The organism is Woeseia oceani (genome assembly GCF_001677435.1).
In the GTDB taxonomy this organism is placed as follows: Bacteria; Pseudomonadota; Gammaproteobacteria; order Steroidobacterales; family Woeseiaceae; genus Woeseia; species Woeseia oceani.
In genome coordinates, this window is the sequence record NZ_CP016268.1 from 2,024,680 (window position 1) to 2,044,293 (window position 19,614).

Below are 19,614 nucleotides of genomic sequence, written 5' to 3' on the forward strand. Positions count from 1 at the left end.
GCGTTCGTGAAACTCAATCTCGCCATCATCCTTACCTTGATCAGAATCCTCGCCATTCCGGTGGTCGTTGTCTGTTTCTACAGTTCCATACCCAATGCGCGGCCGATTGCCGGCATTGTGTTCGGTCTCGCGGCGATTACGGATTTGCTTGACGGCTATGTAGCGCGCCGTTTCGGCCAGATATCGCGATTTGGCGAGTTCCTTGACCCGGTGGCGGACAAACTGATGGTGGCCATCGTTCTGGTGCTGCTGGTTCAAAGTGACCCACGCTCGTACGTCGATGTGATTGCCATGATCATCATTGGCAGGGAAATAACGGTGTCCGCCTTGCGCGAATGGATGGCGACAATCGGGCTGCGCTCCAATGTCAAAGTCTCGTGGGGCGGGAAAGTGAAGACAACATTGCAGATGTTCGGCATTGCATTCATGGTCTATCAGAACTATTTATTCGGCCTTGATATGTACAATCTGGGATTCGCATTGTTGCTGGCGGCGGCGGGAATGACCTTGTGGTCCATGTACGTGTACCTGCGCGCGGCGTGGCCTTCCATGCAGGCAGACCACTGATTATTGAATCAGGGTCAATTATTTGCAGACACCGCTTGACTCTTTGGGCCGCGTCGCTAAAATTGCGGCCCTTCTGCTGAAAAGCGGGATGTGCACGGCGCAACCAATCGCCAGCGACAGTCAGCAACATCGGCTGGTCCGGCACACAGCAAATTTGCGGGAATAGCTCAGTTGGTAGAGCGCAACCTTGCCAAGGTTGAGGTCGCCAGTTCGAACCTGGTTTCCCGCTCCAAACAAAAAGGGCCCTCACGGTGTGAGGGCCCTTTTTTTGTGCGTCTGCGGGTTGTCGTCTTTGGAACGGCGTGCAGCCCGTAAGGTACCCGGTGTGCCATTGCCTGTTTTGCCCCGCAGCGCGCCCCGGCTATTAGCGCGCGGATGTGGCGGCTGACCCGGGGTCTGACATAGTCAGGCTGATCCGGCGCGCAAATACACTCTGCGGCGTAGACCGGCGGTCGCCCCAGACAACCAGGAGTTCATCGCCCGCAACGGCCAGTTGCGGAACTGACAAGGCCGGCACGTCATTGCTGACGTTGATGCGAGACAGCAGGGCGCCTGTCGCGTCCAACGGTTGCAGCACCAGTGATGCCTGACCCTTTGCGTTTGTTTGCAGGGCACTGACGATCGCGGTTCCATCGTCCAACAGAACCAATCCAACCCGTCCTGACGTGTTGCCGCTCAATACGTCTCTGGCAGCACCAAAACCATTGGCCAGGTTATTCGTTTGTGCATACCGTACCCGTGGTTGACCGCCAGCCCCGGTAAACCAGGCGACGGCAACCGTCTGGCCCGTGCTGGCGATTGCGGGGCCATTGACGGGGCAACCGTCGATAACCCAGCCATCGTCGGCCACGGCCTTGCCTGCTTGCCAGACACCGTCGATCTGGCGCGAATAGTAAATGTCACGAACCTCGGCTTCAGTCCGGTTTCGGTAAACGGTAACCGGGCCGTCAGCGGTAACAATGGCATCGGTCGGGCAACAGTCGCACACCAGGCCGTCGATCAACTGTTCATCGCGCACTTGCCCGTTTAGTGCCACTGTCGCGCCTCGCAAGGTCATACCCGAAACGGTGTCTGCGTGGGCGCCGTGACCGGCTGATTCACGGCCGTCCAGCCAGACCAGGCCGGCGCCATTGGCCGCCTCGTAGTGGCTGGCGAAGCCATGTTCGGAATCGGTGTTGTCATTGTGTGGCGACTTTGGCTCGCTCCACGTGTTGCCGCTGTCTTGGGATACGGCGTGGTATAGGTCGTAGGCGTAGCTGCCGGCAGGCCTGCCTACCAGCCAGTGCGCCGACCACAGAGTCGACGTAGTCGCGACGACCGCGGGCCTGTCCGCCCAGTTGACAAACCAGTCGCTGCCTTCGCTGACCGTCCTCGGCGCCGACCAGCCCGCATCCTGCCAGACGGAGAAACGCAAACGGTGTCCATGGTCTGTCGGCTCAAGCCAGCTCAGGGTGACCGTGCCATTTGCGCTTCTGTGCAGGTTGGGCGCCAGACTGCCTGCAAGCGCCGGTACCTCGACAATGATCACGCGGTCAACCAGCTCGGTGGCCAAGGTACCGCTCGATACCAAGAAAAGCAGGAGCCAGCGGCATATGCGGGGCGTATTTATGCTCATCAGGTGATTATGCCTCCGGCGGAGGAGCGGGGCGACAGGCATACAAAATTGATTCCGGCGTGTGGATCGCTATACTGCTCCGCCTGCTGACAAGTGTGCTATGTTTTTGCCCGCTTGAATGTTCCGGTTGCACCTGGCTAGGTGGCAGAGTGGTCATGCAGCGGCCTGCAAAGCCGCGTACGTCGGTTCGATTCCGTCCCTAGCCTCCATTTATAAGCAACCCACCCCGCCCGGGTGGCGGAATTGGTAGACGCTACGGACTTAAAATCCGTTTCGCGAAAGCGAGTGCGGGTTCGATTCCCGCCCCGGGCACCATAGGCACCAATCCCCAGCACCGGTCGCCGAGAGCCTGAGCCATGGCCACAGGCCTGTCACAAATCGCGCAGCTGACTGATTCTGTATGCCGTGATGCTGCCGGGCTGGCGTCCTGTTTCCTCAATAGTGATCGGCGCTTCTACTCTGTTGAGCGGTATAGAGTTCCGTCCGTGCACAAGCGGTAACGGCCGTTCGTGATCAAGGCAACACCGGTTAACACACTTTGCGCATTACCCTCGAAGCGGGTCCACGCTGTGATCCAAAGTGGCGATCTCGAACATGCCGGTCTTAGAGGTATCTGCCGTTGAGCTTGCGTCCACAACACGATTGCGACCTGCTTGTTTGGCGGCATACAACGCTTCATCGGCCATTTGCAGACAGCCTTCGACACTCCGTTTGTGCTGAGTCGGGTCCAGCGACACCAAGCCAATACTCACGGTCAGGTGTTTTGCTGTGGTTGAGTCCAAATGTTCAATGTTGCGTTCCAGCACTGTGTTACGAATGTTCTCTGCAAGCAGGTGTCCGTACTCAGGCGTGGCATCGTATAACAGGACAACAAACTCTTCGCCGCCGTAACGAGCGGCGAAATCCTGTGGACGATTCAGGTTTCCTTGAAGAATTTCCGCGACTGTTGCAATGGCACTGTCGCCAGCCTGATGACCATAGCGGTCGTTGTATTTCTTGAAGTGGTCGATATCGAGCATCAGGACGGTGACGGGCTTTTTTTCTGCCCGTGCATTTTCCCAGGCGGTACTCAGTGCTTCGTCGAATGCACGACGATTAGGCAGCCCTGTCAACGCATCGTGATTTGCCCGGTAACTGAGAATACGGTCCTCGAGGAAAACCGTCCGGCGGGCCTTGGACAGGTGATAACAGCCCATTGCGCCTATGATATTCAAGAAGCCCAGGTACGCCAGGTTGTACACCGTCGACAAAACTGGTGCGCCGTTCATTATTGCGGCGGTAACAAATGCCAGCAACAGGATCATGCCGGTTGCTAAGGCAACTGGCACGCGTAGCCCCAGGAAAAAATACACAAATACAATAATGATCTGGTATCCGGCGAACAGTCTCGGCACGTCATAGCGGGCGGAGATCGAGCCGATAAGCAAAGAGGTCAGGCCGATCGTGAGACCTACCACTATGCCGGCCGGTTGCAGGTATTTGCTGCCGTTGCGCGAGTAGGTCAATGCCAGCATCACTAAAATGGGCGGCAACATGACACCGAAACGCAGCCAGCTCACTTTGGACGTGAACTCTGCAGGGAGGAAATAGAAGTCGAGTAAATTCAGCAGGCAAATAAAGACCGCGCCTATGATTAATTGCAGGCGCAGCGATGGACCATTTTTCAGTACCGAATAGGCCCGAAATTCTCTTTCAACCCGACGGTTACGGAACGCCAACCCGAATCGCGGATTGTTGAGTTCCTGCACGTACGGTTGTTCCATTCCAGTCTCCACTTGCCGACGCTTTGATCGGTAGTGCGCATCCTAGCGGCTCCGCATGAAAGACCCCGACAACTGTGTCACATATACGCCATTATTTTGTTAAAAACAGTTGCCACTGTGAAAGGTCGCGGATGCCTTAGGCACACATCATCGCGGCCGGTTTTTCTCTTGATTCCCGAGACTTAGCAGCGCAATTCGTTTCATGTGAACGAAACTTTGTCATTGAATCTGTGACAATCTCGCATTACCGTTTAAAAAGCCGGGCGACCAGATCCGGCAAAAAATGGGGGATCAAGCATGGCTAGAATTACCCGGCGTCAACTTCTGCAAGGAGGCGGTGCGCTCAGTATCGGCCTGTTACCCGGACTGGCGACTGCGACGGCTGGACCGGTAGCCGGTTTCATGCAAAGCGCGGTCGCTGCCGGAACGGTAGTGCAACGGCCCGACTACATGATTCGTGCCGGTACCAATGAGAATCCCTGGGGGCCATCCCGGGTGGCATTGAAAGCGATAAACGGGGCCATCGATCTCAGCAATCAGTACGGTGGCATAACGGACGAAATGCTCGCTCTGATGTCATCGTTGGAAAACGTAGCAGCGGACCATATTGCGATTGGCACCGGCTCCGGAGAAATTCTCAAGACGGCGGGAATGATTGCAAGCATGCAGTCCGGCTCGGTCGTATGTGCCGATCCAACGTATCAGGATCTCGTGCGCTACGCGGGCAGGGCGGGTTCGCAGATCATACGGGTCCCGGTTGATGAAGGGCTGAATATAGATCTTGAGGCTATGGCGAAAGCCATCCGCCGCGATACGCGTCTTGTCTATATTGTAAATCCGAACAACCCGATCCCGTCGATCATAGAAAAGGACCGCCTGAAGAGCTTCGTCGAAACGATTTCAAAAGATCGACTGGTATTCGTCGATGAGGCTTATCACGAATTCGTCGACAACCCGGAATACGGGTCGATGATGGAGCTGGTCCGCAAAGGCAATCGGAACCTGGTCGTCGCGCGAACGGCATCAAAAATTCACGGGCTTGCGGGCTTGCGGATAGGTTTTGCCTACGCTCACCCGGAACTGATTACGGAAATCAATGAGCGGAAGACCGGGCAGATTAATATCCTGGGAATCAAGGCAGCCTATGCGAGCTATCAGGATGAAGAATTCCAGAATTTCACGATCAGGAAAAACAAGGAATCGCTCGCAATCGTTGAGGGTATGTTCGAGGAACTTGGTCTGTGCTACGTGAAATCGAACGCAAACTTTTCCTTCTTTGAAACGGGAATACCGGTAGAAGAACTCAACGCCCGATTGCGCGAAGAGGGTATTTACTCCGGCCGACCGTTTCCGCCTTTCTTGAATTGGTCCCGAATCAGCATGGCGAAGCCGGAAGAAATGCGCTACTACGTGCAGACCTACAAGCGCCTGTTCGGCTAGCGCCGGCAAAATCAGCAGCAAGAATGGCCCGCTCTCAGTCGGGCCATTTTTGTTTAGGCGTTAATCATCCTGCACTGACAACTATGGCAAAATAGCGGCCACGGTCTGAACCTCAAACAATAATTCCAATATTGCCGACGACTACGCTATGGCCAAACTGTACTTTTACTACTCATCAATGAATGCCGGAAAATCCACGGCCTTATTGCAATCGAGCTACAACTACCGCGAACGTGGCATGAACACCTTGGTGCTGGCGCCGGAGTTCGATGATCGCTACGGCGTCGGCCGGGTCACATCCCGCATCGGTCTGGAGGCGGCCGCCACGACATTCAATCGTGAAGATGACCTCTTCGACATCGTCGCCGTTTGTTGCAAAGACGAGGATCTGCACTGTGTGCTTATCGACGAGGCGCAGTTTCTGACGCGCGATCAGGTGCACCAGTTAGGTCGTGTTTGCGACAACCTGGCTATTCCGGTGCTGGCCTATGGCTTGCGAACTGACTTCCGCGGTGAGCCTTTCGAGGGCAGTCAATACCTGCTGGCCTGGTCGGACAATCTCACCGAGATCAAAGCAATCTGCCACTGCGGACGTAAAGCGACAATGGTATTGCGTCTGGATGAGTCGGGTCAGGCAATACGTGAGGGTTCACAGGTCGAGATTGGCGGCAATGACCGGTACATATCCATGTGCCGCAAGCACTTCAATGCACAGTTTTACCCGGAAGAGGTGGTCGACGATAATTCTCAGCCGACGGCAAACCACGGCTGAAAATTATTAATCGTTGTCATTGACCCGCTTAGCATCGCTTGCCGGGGCGTCCAGTGAACGGGTGGTCTCCCGTGCCAGCATCCGGCGCATGTCGTCAATGCTCTTCATAATTATCGTATCGCTGAAACTGGCGCCTTCCAAAGGCTGGCGGTTTCTCGCGGCGGGGTCGACGAACTTCAATCCGTGGTGACCGATGGTCACGATGTCATCGTGCACCATGATGTGATTGGAAACGCGCTGTGAATTGACGAATGTTCCATTGGTGCTGTTGAGGTCCATTAATAACGTGGTGCCGTTGTCGCGGATGAAGAGGGCGTGATGACGGCTGATGAACCGGCTGGCAATGGCGATTTCGTTGTGTTCGGATCGGCCGATCATGACACGTTCGGTGTTCAGTGAAATCTCACGAACTGTCCGGCCCTGGTAGGTCAGGAAAAGCTTTGCTTCAGTCGACTTAACCAGCGTGTCTTTGGCAACCAGACCGGCGTCGCCCGTCATTGCTGGAACGACCGGCCGCTCAATATGTTCCGCCGACAGTGGGCAGTCTTTGGCGTGCGCGAGAGCCAGCAGCATGATGCGATCAATGATGCCCGGCCAGCCGCCGGATGCCTGATGCAGTTCCACGCAAACCGATTCCGGCACCACGGTTTGCGGCTTATCGCAGCCGCTCGCACGCAGTTTGGAATACAGGTAGAGTTCCGTTTCCTGATCGTCCATCCCGGCCAGATTGAACACACCTGTCACCCGCGAGTTCAGTGCTTCAAGTGATGGCGACTGCAACTGTGAGTGGGTGGGGCGGTCGTTGACCAGTATCAGGCGCACGGCCGAGTCCTGACGAACCCGTAGCGCGGCGATTTCGCACAACACCTGCCATGCATCGGCCTGCAGTGCATGTACGTTTTCAACGACGATCAAGGGCGCACGATTGACCGCAGTCTGTTGCATCGCAAAAACGCGTAACATGCCGAGTGCTTCGTTCATCGAGCCGAGTTCGACGTCGAAGCCAAAGCCGTTCAGGACCTTGGCGAGCAACTGTTGGGCACCGAGCTTGCTGCCGTCGACGACGGCGTGTGACCTGTCGGCGTTCAGACTGGAGACAAATTCATGGATAATGGTGCTTTTGCCGGACAGCGGCGGGCCCTGAAAGACACCCAGCCCTTGCGGGTGTTGGTAAGTCGTGCGCAAAAACTCCAATGCAGCTTGCTGTGCGTGGTAGCTAACGACCACGAGAGGGCGGGTGTGGGTAGCAAAAGGTTGCAAGGACAGGCCGGCGGCCGCTAATTCCATTTCCAGAACTCAATTATTTTTTAAACTTATTTATAATATACAGCTACTTACAGTCGATACTTAAAGTGTCTCGCGTATGCAGCCGACCCTCTATGGAGTCTACGATCCCGGTGTATCACTTGTAAACCGGCCCGTAAATGCCACAGTAGAACAGATAATTAGCTTAACTATTTTTTTTATTTTCTAGATAAGTCGAATAAATGCTTAATAATATTTGTGAAAATCGCTTCTTAATGTGCTTGTCCGTCGACGCTGCACCTCGGCCCGGAGGCGCAGCGACTTGAGTACCCGTTACTCCGGCAGCGACCTCAGTCTCATTCGGGGTGACCGGCTGTTGTTCAAGGGCGTCAATTTTTCGCTGACGGCGGGCGAAGCGCTGGTCATAGAAGGCGCCAACGGCTCGGGGAAAACCAGCCTGATGCGGGTCCTGGCAGGGCTGATGGATGCCGACCGGGGGGATGTGCAATGGAATGGCGTGTCCACGCGCATCAATCGGCAAAATTACCGCGAACAGTTGCTGTGGTACGGGCACCGAACGGGCTGCAAGCTCGACCTCACGCCACAGGAAAACCTGCGCTGTGAACAGGCCCTGAGACCCGGCAGTGGCCGGGAACTGACGGACGCATTGCGGGAACTTGGTATCGAACGACTGGCGAAACTGCCGATGCGGGTGCTGTCAGCCGGACAACAGCGCCGGGTCGCGTTGGCCCGACTGCTGACCGGAGGCGCTCCGTTATGGTTGCTGGACGAGCCGTTCACCAATCTGGATACAGCCGGTATCGAGCTGATCGAACGGCTGTTGGCGGAACATTTGGGACGTGGCGGCATCTGTGTAATGGCGTCGCACCGCGCTGTCGCGGCCAGCATTCCGCATCATTCGCTGGTGTTGTCATGATGCCGGCGCAAGCGATGCCTGGTTTGCTTACCGGATTCGTCGCGGTTTTGCGTCGCGACCTGATGCTGGGCTGGAAACGCCCCGGTGATGTCCTGAATCCATTGTTCTTTTTTGCCGTGGTCAGCACTTTGTTTCCACTGGCAATAGGGCCGGACCTTGAGCAGTTGCGCGCAATTGGTCCCGGTGTTGTGTGGGTGGCTGCAATGCTGGCGGCCATGTTGTCACTGAACGCGTTGTTCAGCGCTGATCACGAAGACGGCAGTCTTGAACAATTGCTGTTGAGTGCGCAGCCACTGCCGCTGATGGTGCTGGCCAAAACATGCGCGCATTGGTTGCTAAGTGGCCTGCCACTGGTCATTGTGTCGCCGCTGATCGGCTTGAGTTTCGATATGTCCGCGGCAAGCCTGATCGCCATGCCGGTCACTTTATTGCTGGGAACCATCAGCTTGAGTTTGATCGGTGCCGTCGGTGCGGCCCTGACTGTTGGACTGAATCGAGGCACGGCCTTGCTGAGTTTGTTGGTTCTGCCACTGGCGATGCCGGTACTTATCTTCGGCGCGCGCAGTTCAGCGCTGGCGGCAGCAGGCGATGGCTATGCGGCAGGCGCGTATTTCCTGGGTGCCTATTGCATGTTGTCGGTAACCCTCGCACCATTCGCAGCGGCTGCGGCGCTGCGAATTAGTAACGAGTAAGAGTAAAATGTGGACTTTCTTTCATAAACTGGCGTCGCCACCCCATTTCTACCGGATCGCGGGGCTTTTGATACCCTGGTTTGCCGTCAGTGGCGTCGCCCTCATTATCTACGGTGCAACGAAAGGCCTGTTTTTCGCGCCACCGGATTATCAGCAAGGCGACGCATTCCGCATCATCTATGTGCACGTGCCGGCCGCCTATTTGTCGTTGATGGCGTATTCGATTATGGCCGTATCCGCTGGCATCGGACTGATCTGGCGAATGAAGCTGGCACATGCTGTCGCGGCCGGAGTCGCTCCCATCGGGTCCTGGTTTACCTTTCTTGCGCTGATTACCGGCGCCGTGTGGGGCCGACCGATGTGGGGAACCTGGTGGGAGTGGGGTGATCCAAGACTGACGTCAGAACTGATTTTGTTGTTCTTATACTTCGGTTATATGGCATTGCGCGCATCGATCGACGATGGCACAAAGGCAGACCGGGCGAGCGCGGTACTGGCATTGGTTGGCGCCGTAAATGTCCCGATTATTCATTTTTCGGTGGAATGGTGGAGTTCCTTGCATCAGGGAGCAACCTTGATTCGTGCGGACGGGCCTTCGATTGCCGGGCCAATGTTGTACCCATTGCTAACCATGATCGCCGGATTCACTTTTTTCTTTGCGGCCGTGCTGTTGATGCGGGTGCGCAGCGAAGTGCTTTACCGCGAACGGCGTGCCAAATGGGTACGTCGATTATTGCCTGAAACGACAGGAATTGCGTGATGGAAATGCTGGCTATGGGAAAGTACGGATTTTATGTATGGACGTCGTACGGTATAGCTGCCGCAGTCCTGATTACCTGCGTTGTGCAGGCAAGACAACGTCAGCGTAAGGTATTGCGGGATATTGCCAGACAGGTTCAGTTAGCGGAGTCGGAAGAATGAAGCCCAGACAACAACGTATGCTCGCCGTCGGACTGGCCCTTGCCGGTGTGATCATTGCGACGGGCTTAACCCTGCGCGCATTCCAGGAAAACATGATGTTCTACGTCGAGATCAGCGATGCCAATGCCGGCAAAGCACCGAAAGGCAAGAACTTTCGGGTCGGTGGGCTGGTGGTGGAGAACAGCGTGCGGCGCAACAATGGCGAACTCGAAGTGCAATTTGACCTGACCGACATGGAAGATGAACTCACGGTCAGCTACAACGGTGTGCTGCCGGACCTGTTCCGTGAAGGACAGGGCATTATCGCGCACGGCCGTCTGGACGATCGCGGCATCTTTGTTGCCGATGAAGTGTTGGCCAAACATGACGAAAATTACATGCCCCCCGAGGTAGCCGATACGCTGGCCAAGCACGCGGCGGCGAAAAAAGCAGCGGCTGAACAGGTGGTGGACAACGAATGATCCCCGAGATAGGACATTTCGCACTTATCCTGGCTTTGGCATTGGCCGCCTGTCAGTTCATCTACCCGATTCTGGGTGCCTGGCGAGGTGATGCAGCCATGCTGGCAGTCGCCAGACCGGCGGCCGTCGGCCAACTGGTGTTCGTGGCCATCGCTTTCATTTGCCTGACTGTCTCGTTCTTGCAGAGCGATTTCTCTGTGCTGTACGTCGCGAACAATTCACAACTTGCCTTGCCGACTGTGTACAAGATTTCTGCCGTATGGGCAGCGCATGAAGGCTCGTTGTTGTTTTGGATACTGATATTGAGCATATGGACCGTCGCTGTCGCTCGTTACAGCAGCGGTTTGCCGGAGCTGTTTTCGGCGCGCGTTATAGGCGTTCTGGGCTTTCTCAGTATCGGCTTCCTGCTGTTTACTTTGTTGACCTCGAACCCGTTTGAACGAATTATTCCTGCACCGGCAGATGGTGCGGACCTCAATCCCTTGCTGCAGGATCCCGGTCTCGCCATTCATCCACCGATACTCTATATCGGCTATGTCGGGTTTTCGGTGGCCTTCGCTTTCGCCATTGCCGCAATGTTAAGCGGTAATCTGGATCAGGCCTGGGCACGCTGGACCCGGCCGTGGACCACCTGGGCCTGGTTGTTTCTGACCGTGGGCATTGCGCTCGGCAGCTGGTGGGCTTACTACGAACTGGGCTGGGGTGGCTGGTGGTTCTGGGATCCCGTCGAAAATGCGTCATTCATGCCGTGGCTCGCCGGCACGGCTTTGATTCATTCGCTCGCGGTAACTGAGAAACGTGGCTTGTTTAAGAGCTGGACGTTGTTGCTCGCAATTGCCGCGTTTTCATTGAGTCTGCTGGGCACTTTCCTGGTTCGTTCCGGCATTCTCGTTTCGGTGCATGCGTTCGCGACGGATCCGGCCCGTGGGGTTTTCATTCTGGCGTTCCTCACTGTCGTTATCGGTGGCGCTCTCACGTTGTACGCGATGCGGGCACCGCAGCTGGATTCTCAGGCAGGATTCAAAGCGCTGTCCCGAGAAACCTTTTTGCTGCTGAATAACGTATTACTGATTATTGCTGCAACCTTGATTCTCATGGGCACACTGGCACCGCTGGTGGTCGAAGTCATGGGGGCCGGTAAAATCTCAGTGGGCCCGCCGTGGTATGAAATTGCCTTCGCCATTCCAATGATTCCGTTGATCTTGCTCATTGGCGTCGGCATGCATACCGCGTGGCGGCAGCAGGCGTGGAGTCCGTTGGCCCGGCAGCTGCGGATTCCAGCATTATTCGCGTTGATTGCCGGCATTGCCGTACCGGCTTTGATCTACGGTCGCCTTGGCGTCTTGCTGACTGTTGGCTGTATTGCCGGCTTTTGGCTGCTTGCCGTTTCCATCCTGCAACCATTGCGCTCGCTGCGCCGCAGCCCAGGTACGCCGCCGATTTCCCGCGCCATGCTGGGTATGTCCGTTGCCCATTTCGGGGTCGGCATATTTGTTCTAGGTGTGACCGTGGTTTCCTCGTTCAATGTGGAACGGGACGTGAGCATGGTGCTGGGAGAATCGGTTGAGGTGTCCGGCTATCAGTTCGAGTTGCAGAAGCTCTCTGACGTTGAGGGGCCGAATTACCGGGCCCTCGAAGGACAGATCGAAGTGCGACGGGATGGTCAGTACGTCACCACTTTGCGGCCACAAAAGCGCACTTACCTCGTACAGCAAAATCCGATGACTGATGCCGGTATCGACGCCTCGTGGAACCGTGATTTGTTCGCCGCTTTGGGCGAGCCACTTGGCAACGGTGCCTGGAGTGTTCGCTTGCAGTACAAGCCGTTGATCCGGTTTATCTGGGCAGGCGCGTTTATCATGGCCTTCGGTGGCATAGTCGCTGCCAGTGACAGACGCTATCGCCTCACGGCGAAAGCGCGGGTTAAACACAGTGACGCGCTGGGAGAGCCGGCCTGATGTGGCGTTACCTTGCGCCGATCGCGGTATTTGCGACACTCATTCCTGTGTTCCTGATTGGACTCAATCGGGACCCCAGTGAACTGCCGTCGCCGTTCCTCAACCAGCCGGCGCCCGCGTTTGAACTGACGACGCTGAGCGACCCGGAAAAAACAATCAGCAATGCTGACTACCACGGGCAAACCGTCCTGATAAACGTCTGGGCAACATGGTGCGTGGGCTGCAGGCAGGAACACGGCTGGCTCATGGAACTGTCAGCGCGTAATGAGATTCCGATTTACGGCTTGAACTGGCGCGACCGACGCGAAGACGCACTGGCATGGATTGCGCAGCTGGGTAATCCTTACGTCGCATCCGGTTTTGACGGTGATGGTCGTGTCGGCATTGACTGGGGTGTGTACGGTGCACCTGAGACCTTTCTCGTCGACGCCAATGGGGTAGTTGTGCATAAACACCTTGGGCCCTTGAACGAACAAATATGGCAACGCGATTTCGTGCCGAAAATCGAAACTGCCAGGGCAAGCCGACCATGAGGCGGCTTAGCGCAATTCTGTTGCTGCTTGCCTTTGCTCCAGTGGGCGCAATCGATACAGGTCTCGCCTTTGACGATCCGGTATTGCAAGCTCGCTACGAACATTTGATTGCAGAAGTGCGCTGCCTGAAATGCCAGAATCAAAATTTGCGTGATTCCAACGCATTTCTGGCATCGGACCTGCGCCGCGAGATTCGCCGCTTGCTTGCGGAAGGTAATTCGGACGACGAGATTTACGATTTTCTGGTTGCCCGTTACGGTGAGTTTGCACTGTACCGACCCCGCATGAGTGGCAAGACGCTTATCCTCTGGATTGCACCGGCATTGTTATTGCTCGGCGGTGGCTTTGTCGCCGTGCGCGTTGTCCGCGATCGAATGAGCCTGCCTATAGATGACGCTGACGAACTGCCAGCTCGAAATAACGGAAAACTCTGACGCATGACCCTCTGGATTATTTTTGCCGCCATGTTACTGGCTGGCGCCTTGTTTGTTTGCTGGCCGTTGTACCGTGAACAACGCAAACTGAGTATCGGTTCAGCGGCAGCGGCCGTGCTGGTCATGCTGGTCGGTGGCGGTTTGTATACGCTCATTGGTACACCCGGTGCACCTTCAGGGCCGGCCGCGACTCCATCGATCAATGAAATGGTCGCCGCACTCGAGCAGCGCCTCGAGGAAAATCCCAATGACATTACCGGCTGGAAGATGCTGGGTCGCACGTTCATGCAAACGCAAGACTACCCGCGCGCGGTCAATGCCTTTGAACAAGCAATGGCAAAGGAAGACGGCAGCGACGGAAATACGATTTCCGAATTGGCAGAAGCTGTTTTGTTCCGTGAGGGCGACCGGGTCGCCGGGCGCGCGGCACAATTGTTTGAACAGGCATTGAGCGTAGCGCCGAACAACCCGAAAGCACTGTTCTATGGTGGTATCGCGGCTGTCGAAAGAGGCGACAGGAGTCTGGCGGCAGACCGCTGGGAAACGTTGCTTGCACAGGCGCCTCCGCCAGAGATACAGGACATATTGCGTAGCCGCATTGCCGAATGGCGAGGAGAGGTGCCCGCCGATACGGCACTGGCGATCAACATTGCCGTGACGCCGGCGGCGATGGCCGATCTCAAACCAGATACCAGCGTATTCATCATCGCGCGCGACCCACAACAACCGTCACCACCCATTGCGGCAGCACGTCGCCAGCTTTCGGAACTACCCGCGACAGTGACCCTCAGCAATGCTGATGCGATGATTCCAGGGAGGCTCCTGTCGCAGTTTCAAAGGGTAGAGGTCGTTGTAAGAGCATCTCTGAGCGGTGAACCCATTGCGCAAGCGGGAGACTGGTTTGGTCAGGCGGCCGTGGATACGGCAGCAAGCACGGCGGTGGACATCACAATAGACAGCCAGGTGCCGTGAATGCCTGAACAAACGAGCAGCGCCGAGGAGATAGAAGCGGTCAGGCACTGCTTTGCCTGCGGTGTCGACAACCCGATTGGCTTGCATATCCCGTTTGCCCTCGACGCAGACGACCGTTGCAGCGGTATCTTCACGCCGAATGCGAATCACGTTGGCTATCAGAACACTGTCCACGGTGGAATCATTTATACGGCCCTTGATGACGTCATGGCCAACGTCATGTACTTGCAAAATCGCAAGGCCCATACCGCACGATGCGAAGTACGTTACCGGCATCCTCTCAAAGTCGGTGAAACGATCGAGCTGCTGGGATGGATAGAACACGAACGCCGCCGTCGCGTCAGGGTCAAGGGCGAGGCACGCCGTAAACGTGACAACACGCTGATCGCCGAGTGCGATGCGAGCTTCATGTTGGTTTGACGCCTGCGCCGGGGCGTCGTTGCGCTCGTTGCGCAGGAGCTGTGCTAGCATGCACGGGTTTTTGCCATAGCCAGCCAACGTTTGTCACGGAAAGTTTTATGTCTTTGTCCTCAAGTCTGTCCGCCAGACTACGCTTGCCACTCATCGGCGCACCGATGTTCATAGTCTCTGGTCCCGAACTGGTTATAGCGCAGTGCAAAGCTGGAATCGTTGGCAGTTTCCCGGCACTGAACGCCCGTCCGCAGCCACAACTTGACGAGTGGCTAAGTCGTATTGATACGGAACTGGCTGAGCATGCTGAGGCAAATCCCGGCGCGGTCATTGCTCCGTACGCGGTAAATCAGATTGTCCATCAATCGAATGACCGCCTGCAGCAGGACATCGACGTTTGCGTCAAGCACAAAGTGCCTATCGTCATTACCAGCCTGCGGCCACCGGCCGATGTTGTGGCGGCGGTGCACAGCTATGGCGGCCTGGTTTTCCACGATGTCATTAATGTGCGGCATGCTGAGAAGGCGATAGCGCAGGGCGTGGATGGCATTATTGCGGTTTGTGCGGGTGCGGGTGGCCACGCAGGCACATCCAGCCCGTTCGCACTGGTCAAGGAAATACGCGAGATCTTCGACGGTACGGTCATTCTTTCCGGCAGCATGAGCTGTGGCAACGACATACTTGCTGCGCAGGCGATAGGCGCTGACCTCGCCTATATGGGAACCCGCTTTATTGCAACTCAGGAAGCGAATGCACCGGCAAGTTACAAAGAAATGATCGTCAGCAGCAAATCGGCGGACATAGTTTACACCTCGTTATTCACCGGTGTGCACGGCAGCTATTTGAAGGGCAGCATCGTTAATGCCGGGCTGGATCCTCAACAACTGCCCGAGGGCAACAAAGAGAAAATGAATTTTGCCAGTGGCGGCTCATCCAAAGCCAAAGCATGGCGCGACATTTGGGGCGCCGGGCAGGGCGTTGGTACCATGCATGACATTCCTCGCGTTGCGGACCTGGTCGATCGACTGGAACACGAATACCGAGCCACTGCGACGCGACTCTGTACCCCCTGAGGATTTTTGGTGAACCTGACAGCACTATTGTTTGTCGGCGGCGGCGGCGCACTGGGTGCGATGTCGCGGTATGGGCTCACAATCCTGCTGTCACGATTCGGCGGGCTGCCATTCGGCACCTTCTTGTCCAATCTGCTCGGCTGCCTGTTCATGGGCGTGGTTCTGCAATGGTTCGCGGAGTCGGACTGGGTGGCCGGAACCGCGTTGGAACACGAACCGCACCGGTTGTTGCTGGCCGTGGGGTTCTGCGGAAGCTTTACAACCTTGTCCGCGCTGGTTTACGAAGTGAGCGGTATGCTGCAACGGGATGAACTATTGACCGCATTTGGCTACCTGCTGGCGACCCTCGGCGGCGGTTTCCTGTTCTTTTATGTGGGCATACTACTGGTTCGACTACTGAGCGCTTGAGGTCAAGTGTGATCAATCTCTGCGCGCTGCCAGCAAGAGTGCCAGCCATGCAGCGCTAACGGCGACGGTCCAGGCCAATACCAAATCCAGTAACAGACCGGTCCACAGCAGCTGGCCGCTGTCGGCCGGCAGCGAACCGCGATAGAACGGGAACGGGAAGCCCATGAACCGGGCAACATCGGCATTTACTTGCCACTCTCTGACGTAGCGAACCACGCTCAGTATGTTGCCAGCCGCAAACAGGCTAAGACTCAGCCAGTACGAACGGGTTCGGCGCAATGTGTAGAAGCTGAAGTTCATGGGCGAGCTCCGGTCAATTGACCGCTACTGACCAGCGGCTTAACCTGATCCACTGACGATTACTGATACCTGACGCTCGCTATGGATCTACTTGCACTGGCCGTTCCATTTTTTGTGCTGGCGATGCTCATAGAGCTGGCGTGGGACCGTTGGCGTGGCAGCAAATACTACAGGCTCAATGACACGATCAACAGCCTCATTGCTGGCACGCTCGGAATTGGCTTCGCAGAATACGGTGCCGGCAGTGTCGTTATTCCCTGTGCTCTGCTCTGGCTGCAACTCTTTGGAATAGGCTTGATGAACGAGGGGCGAGTATTCGCACGTCGTTTCGAACTGTTGCGTCTGTTGCTGGTTGTGCCGGCGTTGCTGGTCTGGCTGTATGTGTTGGAGTTGGTTCCCGTGCCCGTCGGGTATGGCCTGAGCGCATACGGCGTGTATACCGTTGCCTCTTTGAGTTCGTTGGCTTTTGCGAAGCTTGACGCCGGTACGAGAGTGGCGGCGGATGCCACGTAGCCAGTTCAGTGCGGCGGAGGCACGTCGTATAGCAATCGCCGCACAGGGCTTCGATCGCAGCAAACCCGCGACGGTCAATGCCGGTCATGTACGACGTGTTGTTGACCGGCTGGGCGTCCTGCAACTGGATTTTGTGAATGTGCTGGTTCCTGCGCATCAGTTAATTCCGTACTCACGATTGGGGGCTTATTCGCCGGAGACCTTCGATCGGGCGCTGTACGGCAATGGCAATTTCACCGAGCAGTGGGCGCATGAAGCCTGCATTGTCCCGGTTAGCAGTTGGCCATTACTGGCTCATCGCAGAGCGGCATTTCAGCAATCGAGTAACACCCCATTGTTTCGCATGCGCAATCACCGTCAATACCTTGCCGATATCCTGCAGCAGGTGCGCGAACAGGGTGCAGTTACCGCGCACGACCTGCCGTACGTGGCCGGCCCGCGGCGCAAAGCGGGCGACTGGCATCGATCTGTCCCGCGATGGGCCCTCGAGCATCATTTTGGCAAAGGCGATCTCGCCGTTCGACGTCGGCTGACGAACTTCCAGCGCGTATACGACCTCCCGGAAAGATTGATCGATCCTGTCCACGCGCAACGGACCTGCACCCCGGCCGAGGCGCAGCGGCAATTGCTGGCGCAAGCGGCGCAGGCACTCGGCATAGCGACCAGTCGTGATCTGGCCGATTACTATCGAATGAAGCTCGGTGACTGCCAGCCACGCCTGAATGAGCTACGTGAAGCGGGCGTAATCACGGCGGTGAATGTCGAAGGTTGGTCCGAGCAGGCCTGGCTGCATGAACACGCGAGGTTGCCACGAAGTGTAAGCACCACTGCCTTGTTATCGCCGTTCGATCCGCTGGTTTGGTACCGTCCGCGTACCAAACGCTTGTTCGACTTTCATTACCGCATCGAGATTTACGTGCCGGAAAGCAAGCGTCGCTGGGGTTATTACGTTCTGCCATTCCTGTGCGACGACCGGATTGTTGCGCGAGTCGATCTTAAAGCGGATCGAAAAGCCCAGTGTTTGCTTGTACGTGCGACGCATGGAGAGGACGGCATCCCGCAACGGGAAACGGCTGTCCGGCTTGCCGGAGAATTACGTGGCATCGCCGACTGGCTGCAGCTGCCGGAAATCAAGGTCAGCCGCAAAGGCAATTTGTCGGACACGCTGCGGCGTGTCGTCCGTGCGTCAGGGTGAGGCGCGGCTGTACTCGTCGATTACCTGCTCTATGGCGTTCGCGCACACCTGGCAAAACCCCGGCGTCCGGGTAAACATGACGCAGTTCAGCTCGGACCGGTAATAACCAGCGGCCTGGTAATTTGCACCCTCAAACGCACCGATCGTGTCGCGGTATTTTGCGGCGGAAAAAAGTTGCTCTTCGAAGTCCCGGTTTTCTGAGAACAATTTGTTCATTGCCGACTCTGGCGCATTATCGCGGCGCAGCGCAGCACGTTTTTCCTGATAGGCGTTGGAGTGTTGTTCGTAAACTTCTTTCGGCCAAGGTGTGGGTATCGGTGTTTGTTTATCGGTCAGGTGACGCCACTTGAGCTGGCCATCGGCTATGGTTGCGGTTACGTTGGGTTCGTACGGTTCAATCACGACCTCGGGCGGTTCGTAGGCGACTGAGCTGGTGTAATACTCGTCCGCCAAGCCGGCGAAATGATGCCCGAACTCATGCACGAACAAGTAGTCGGCCCATTCATTGTTGGCCGCCGCCGTGCTGTACAGTCCGTAAATGCCACCCCCGCCATAGGTATCGGTGTTGGTAAGAATTTCTACAAAATCGTACGGTGCCGAAGAAATGATTTCGCGCATTTCGCGGTTGTCGTACGTCAGGATGTAGCGCTCACTGCGGAACGCGTCGTAGGTCGCGCCGAATGGACTGTCACGATAAGTGCCTGTTGATGGTCGGGACACGCCAGATTCCGCGGCCGCTGGAGCCAGTGCCCACACATTGAAATCGTCACGGCGTTCCCGAAACGGGCTGCTGGCAAACAGTGCTTCAGTTAACTCGTGTGCTTTGGCAATGAATGCGGCGTGCTCGTCAGAACGGTAGCCGTCCCCGAGTAGCAGCAAGTCGACCTTGGTTGCGGGGTCGCCGCTGTTCTGGATCGCAACGACGGCCGGCTGGTAGGCCGCAGATTCCGCGTGGACGAGGTAATCGTCGGGATCAATACGAACCCGCCAAATTTCGCGGAACTGATTGTTCGCGTCGCGCTTACGCATGACCAGATCGACATCCGACTCCGGTTCGGGAAAACGGACGGATTCGTGGAAGGTACGGTACATCGATCGTGCTTCACCGGTCGTTTCCCATTCGCCGTAAATGCTGCTGAAACTGCGGCTGTATAATAGCTTGTCGTCTGCGCCGCGAATCTGGAACTCGTATTTACCACGTTGCGTACGGTCGATTGGTTGCGCCGGGTTGCCGGGGAAGGGCAGTGGTTCGCGTACGACCCGGTCCAGGCTGAATAGCTCGGTTTGAACATCACCACTGTGGTAATAATCAACGCGCAATGTGCGAGGTTCAGCGGCAAAAACCGCGACCGGCAACATGAGCAACAGAGCAGTCAGTGTTCGGCACATGCGGGATACCTCGCT

General features: G+C 56.5%; 22 protein-coding genes and 3 tRNA genes. 20 read left to right on the forward strand and 5 right to left on the reverse strand.

All coding sequences use genetic code 11. The features are described from left to right. Nucleotides 1–6 precede the first annotated feature (6 nt). Together pgsA and BA177_RS09005 are read left to right on the forward strand one after the other, a co-directional pair. Nucleotides 7–567, forward strand: a complete 561-nt coding sequence (gene pgsA, locus BA177_RS09000; protein ID WP_068615557.1) for a CDP-diacylglycerol--glycerol-3-phosphate 3-phosphatidyltransferase — start codon at nt 7–9, stop codon at nt 565–567. Nucleotides 568–723: 156 nt separating this feature from the next. Continuing rightward, a tRNA-Gly gene (locus tag BA177_RS09005) sits at nt 724–799 on the forward strand. 132 nt (nt 800–931) lie between these two features. Here BA177_RS09005 and BA177_RS09010 read toward each other — a convergent pair. Beyond that, the gene (locus tag BA177_RS09010) at nt 932–2,119 is read right to left on the reverse strand and encodes a sialidase family protein (RefSeq protein WP_197493400.1); all 1,188 of its coding nucleotides are present in this window, start codon (nt 2,117–2,119) and stop codon (nt 932–934) included. A gap of 198 nt (nt 2,120–2,317) precedes the next feature. Here BA177_RS09010 and BA177_RS09015 point away from each other — a divergent pair. Together BA177_RS09015 and BA177_RS09020 are read left to right on the forward strand one after the other, a co-directional pair. Next, nucleotides 2,318–2,391 (forward strand) — tRNA-Cys (locus tag BA177_RS09015). 19 nt (nt 2,392–2,410) lie between these two features. Beyond that, nucleotides 2,411–2,497: transfer RNA gene (locus BA177_RS09020), tRNA-Leu, on the forward strand. 230 nt (nt 2,498–2,727) lie between these two features. On the opposite strand, the gene BA177_RS09025 is transcribed toward BA177_RS09020, so the two are convergent. Next, a complete protein-coding gene (locus tag BA177_RS09025) occupies nt 2,728–3,945 on the reverse strand; it encodes a GGDEF domain-containing protein (RefSeq protein ID WP_068615559.1) in 1,218 nt (405 codons plus the stop codon). Nucleotides 3,946–4,242: 297 nt separating this feature from the next. On the opposite strand from BA177_RS09025, the gene BA177_RS09030 reads away from it, so the two are divergent. Beyond that, nucleotides 4,243–5,385, forward strand: a complete 1,143-nt coding sequence (locus BA177_RS09030) for a pyridoxal phosphate-dependent aminotransferase (protein WP_068615560.1) — start codon at nt 4,243–4,245, stop codon at nt 5,383–5,385. 148 nt (nt 5,386–5,533) lie between these two features. After that, a complete protein-coding gene (locus BA177_RS09035) occupies nt 5,534–6,157 on the forward strand; it encodes a thymidine kinase (RefSeq protein WP_068615563.1) in 624 nt (207 codons plus the stop codon). Between the two features lie 6 nt (nt 6,158–6,163). Here the strand turns inward: BA177_RS09035 and BA177_RS09040 are convergent, their stop codons facing one another. Continuing rightward, on the reverse strand, nt 6,164–7,444 hold the full coding sequence (locus tag BA177_RS09040) for an FHA domain-containing protein (RefSeq protein ID WP_068615564.1): 1,281 nt from the start codon (nt 7,442–7,444) through the stop codon (nt 6,164–6,166). A 280-nt stretch (nt 7,445–7,724) separates the two neighbouring features. Between BA177_RS09040 and ccmA the strand changes: the two genes are divergently transcribed. From ccmA to BA177_RS09100, 12 genes are all read left to right on the forward strand, one after another. Further along, nucleotides 7,725–8,339 (forward strand): cytochrome c biogenesis heme-transporting ATPase CcmA, encoded by a 615-nt coding sequence (ccmA, locus tag BA177_RS09045; protein ID WP_068615569.1) that lies wholly within the window; start codon nt 7,725–7,727, stop codon nt 8,337–8,339. Continuing rightward, complete coding sequence (ccmB, locus tag BA177_RS09050; RefSeq protein ID WP_231892423.1) at nt 8,336–9,031, forward strand: heme exporter protein CcmB; 696 nt, start codon at nt 8,336–8,338, stop codon at nt 9,029–9,031. Before ccmA ends, ccmB begins: the two co-directional genes overlap by 4 nt. A gap of 7 nt (nt 9,032–9,038) precedes the next feature. Further along, nucleotides 9,039–9,791 carry a heme ABC transporter permease gene (locus BA177_RS09055; RefSeq protein ID WP_068615570.1) on the forward strand — a complete coding sequence of 251 codons (753 nt, stop codon included), beginning with the start codon at nt 9,039–9,041 and terminating at the stop codon, nt 9,789–9,791. Nucleotides 9,792–9,805: 14 nt separating this feature from the next. Beyond that, nucleotides 9,806–9,952 (forward strand): heme exporter protein CcmD, encoded by a 147-nt coding sequence (gene ccmD, locus BA177_RS19175; RefSeq protein ID WP_082990300.1) that lies wholly within the window; start codon nt 9,806–9,808, stop codon nt 9,950–9,952. Then, nucleotides 9,949–10,413: a cytochrome c maturation protein CcmE gene (gene ccmE / locus BA177_RS09065; protein ID WP_068615572.1), complete on the forward strand. Its 465-nt coding sequence runs from the start codon at nt 9,949–9,951 to the stop codon at nt 10,411–10,413. Before ccmD ends, ccmE begins: the two co-directional genes overlap by 4 nt. After that, entirely contained in the window at nt 10,410–12,371 is a 1,962-nt protein-coding gene (locus BA177_RS09070; protein WP_068615576.1) for a heme lyase CcmF/NrfE family subunit, read from the forward strand. The genes ccmE and BA177_RS09070 overlap by 4 nt, the downstream gene beginning before the upstream one ends. Next, nucleotides 12,371–12,904 carry a DsbE family thiol:disulfide interchange protein gene (locus BA177_RS09075; RefSeq protein WP_068615578.1) on the forward strand — a complete coding sequence of 178 codons (534 nt, stop codon included), beginning with the start codon at nt 12,371–12,373 and terminating at the stop codon, nt 12,902–12,904. Before BA177_RS09070 ends, BA177_RS09075 begins: the two co-directional genes overlap by 1 nt. Next, the gene (locus BA177_RS09080; protein WP_068615580.1) at nt 12,901–13,338 is read left to right on the forward strand and encodes a cytochrome c-type biogenesis protein; all 438 of its coding nucleotides are present in this window, start codon (nt 12,901–12,903) and stop codon (nt 13,336–13,338) included. The genes BA177_RS09075 and BA177_RS09080 overlap by 4 nt, the downstream gene beginning before the upstream one ends. 3 nt (nt 13,339–13,341) lie before the next feature. Beyond that, nucleotides 13,342–14,310 carry a tetratricopeptide repeat protein gene (locus BA177_RS09085; RefSeq protein WP_068615582.1) on the forward strand — a complete coding sequence of 323 codons (969 nt, stop codon included), beginning with the start codon at nt 13,342–13,344 and terminating at the stop codon, nt 14,308–14,310. Beyond that, nucleotides 14,311–14,730: a PaaI family thioesterase gene (locus BA177_RS09090; RefSeq protein ID WP_068615584.1), complete on the forward strand. Its 420-nt coding sequence runs from the start codon at nt 14,311–14,313 to the stop codon at nt 14,728–14,730. 98 nt (nt 14,731–14,828) lie between these two features. Further along, nucleotides 14,829–15,794, forward strand: a complete 966-nt coding sequence (locus BA177_RS09095; protein WP_068615586.1) for an NAD(P)H-dependent flavin oxidoreductase — start codon at nt 14,829–14,831, stop codon at nt 15,792–15,794. 9 nt (nt 15,795–15,803) lie between these two features. Then, nucleotides 15,804–16,202: a fluoride efflux transporter FluC gene (locus BA177_RS09100; RefSeq protein ID WP_082990005.1), complete on the forward strand. Its 399-nt coding sequence runs from the start codon at nt 15,804–15,806 to the stop codon at nt 16,200–16,202. A gap of 12 nt (nt 16,203–16,214) precedes the next feature. On the opposite strand, the gene BA177_RS09105 is transcribed toward BA177_RS09100, so the two are convergent. Next, on the reverse strand, nt 16,215–16,502 hold the full coding sequence (locus tag BA177_RS09105; protein ID WP_068615588.1) for a hypothetical protein: 288 nt from the start codon (nt 16,500–16,502) through the stop codon (nt 16,215–16,217). An 81-nt stretch (nt 16,503–16,583) separates the two neighbouring features. On the opposite strand from BA177_RS09105, the gene BA177_RS09110 reads away from it, so the two are divergent. Next, entirely contained in the window at nt 16,584–17,015 is a 432-nt protein-coding gene (locus BA177_RS09110) for a hypothetical protein (RefSeq protein WP_068615590.1), read from the forward strand. Further along, nucleotides 17,005–18,210 carry a winged helix-turn-helix domain-containing protein gene (locus tag BA177_RS09115; protein WP_068615592.1) on the forward strand — a complete coding sequence of 402 codons (1,206 nt, stop codon included), beginning with the start codon at nt 17,005–17,007 and terminating at the stop codon, nt 18,208–18,210. The genes BA177_RS09110 and BA177_RS09115 overlap by 11 nt, the downstream gene beginning before the upstream one ends. Here the strand turns inward: BA177_RS09115 and BA177_RS09120 are convergent. Next, complete coding sequence (locus tag BA177_RS09120) at nt 18,202–19,599, reverse strand: M64 family metallopeptidase (RefSeq protein ID WP_068615594.1); 1,398 nt, start codon at nt 19,597–19,599, stop codon at nt 18,202–18,204. The two genes, BA177_RS09115 and BA177_RS09120, sit on opposite strands and share 9 nt — an antisense overlap. Between the last annotated feature and the right edge of the window lie 15 nt (nt 19,600–19,614).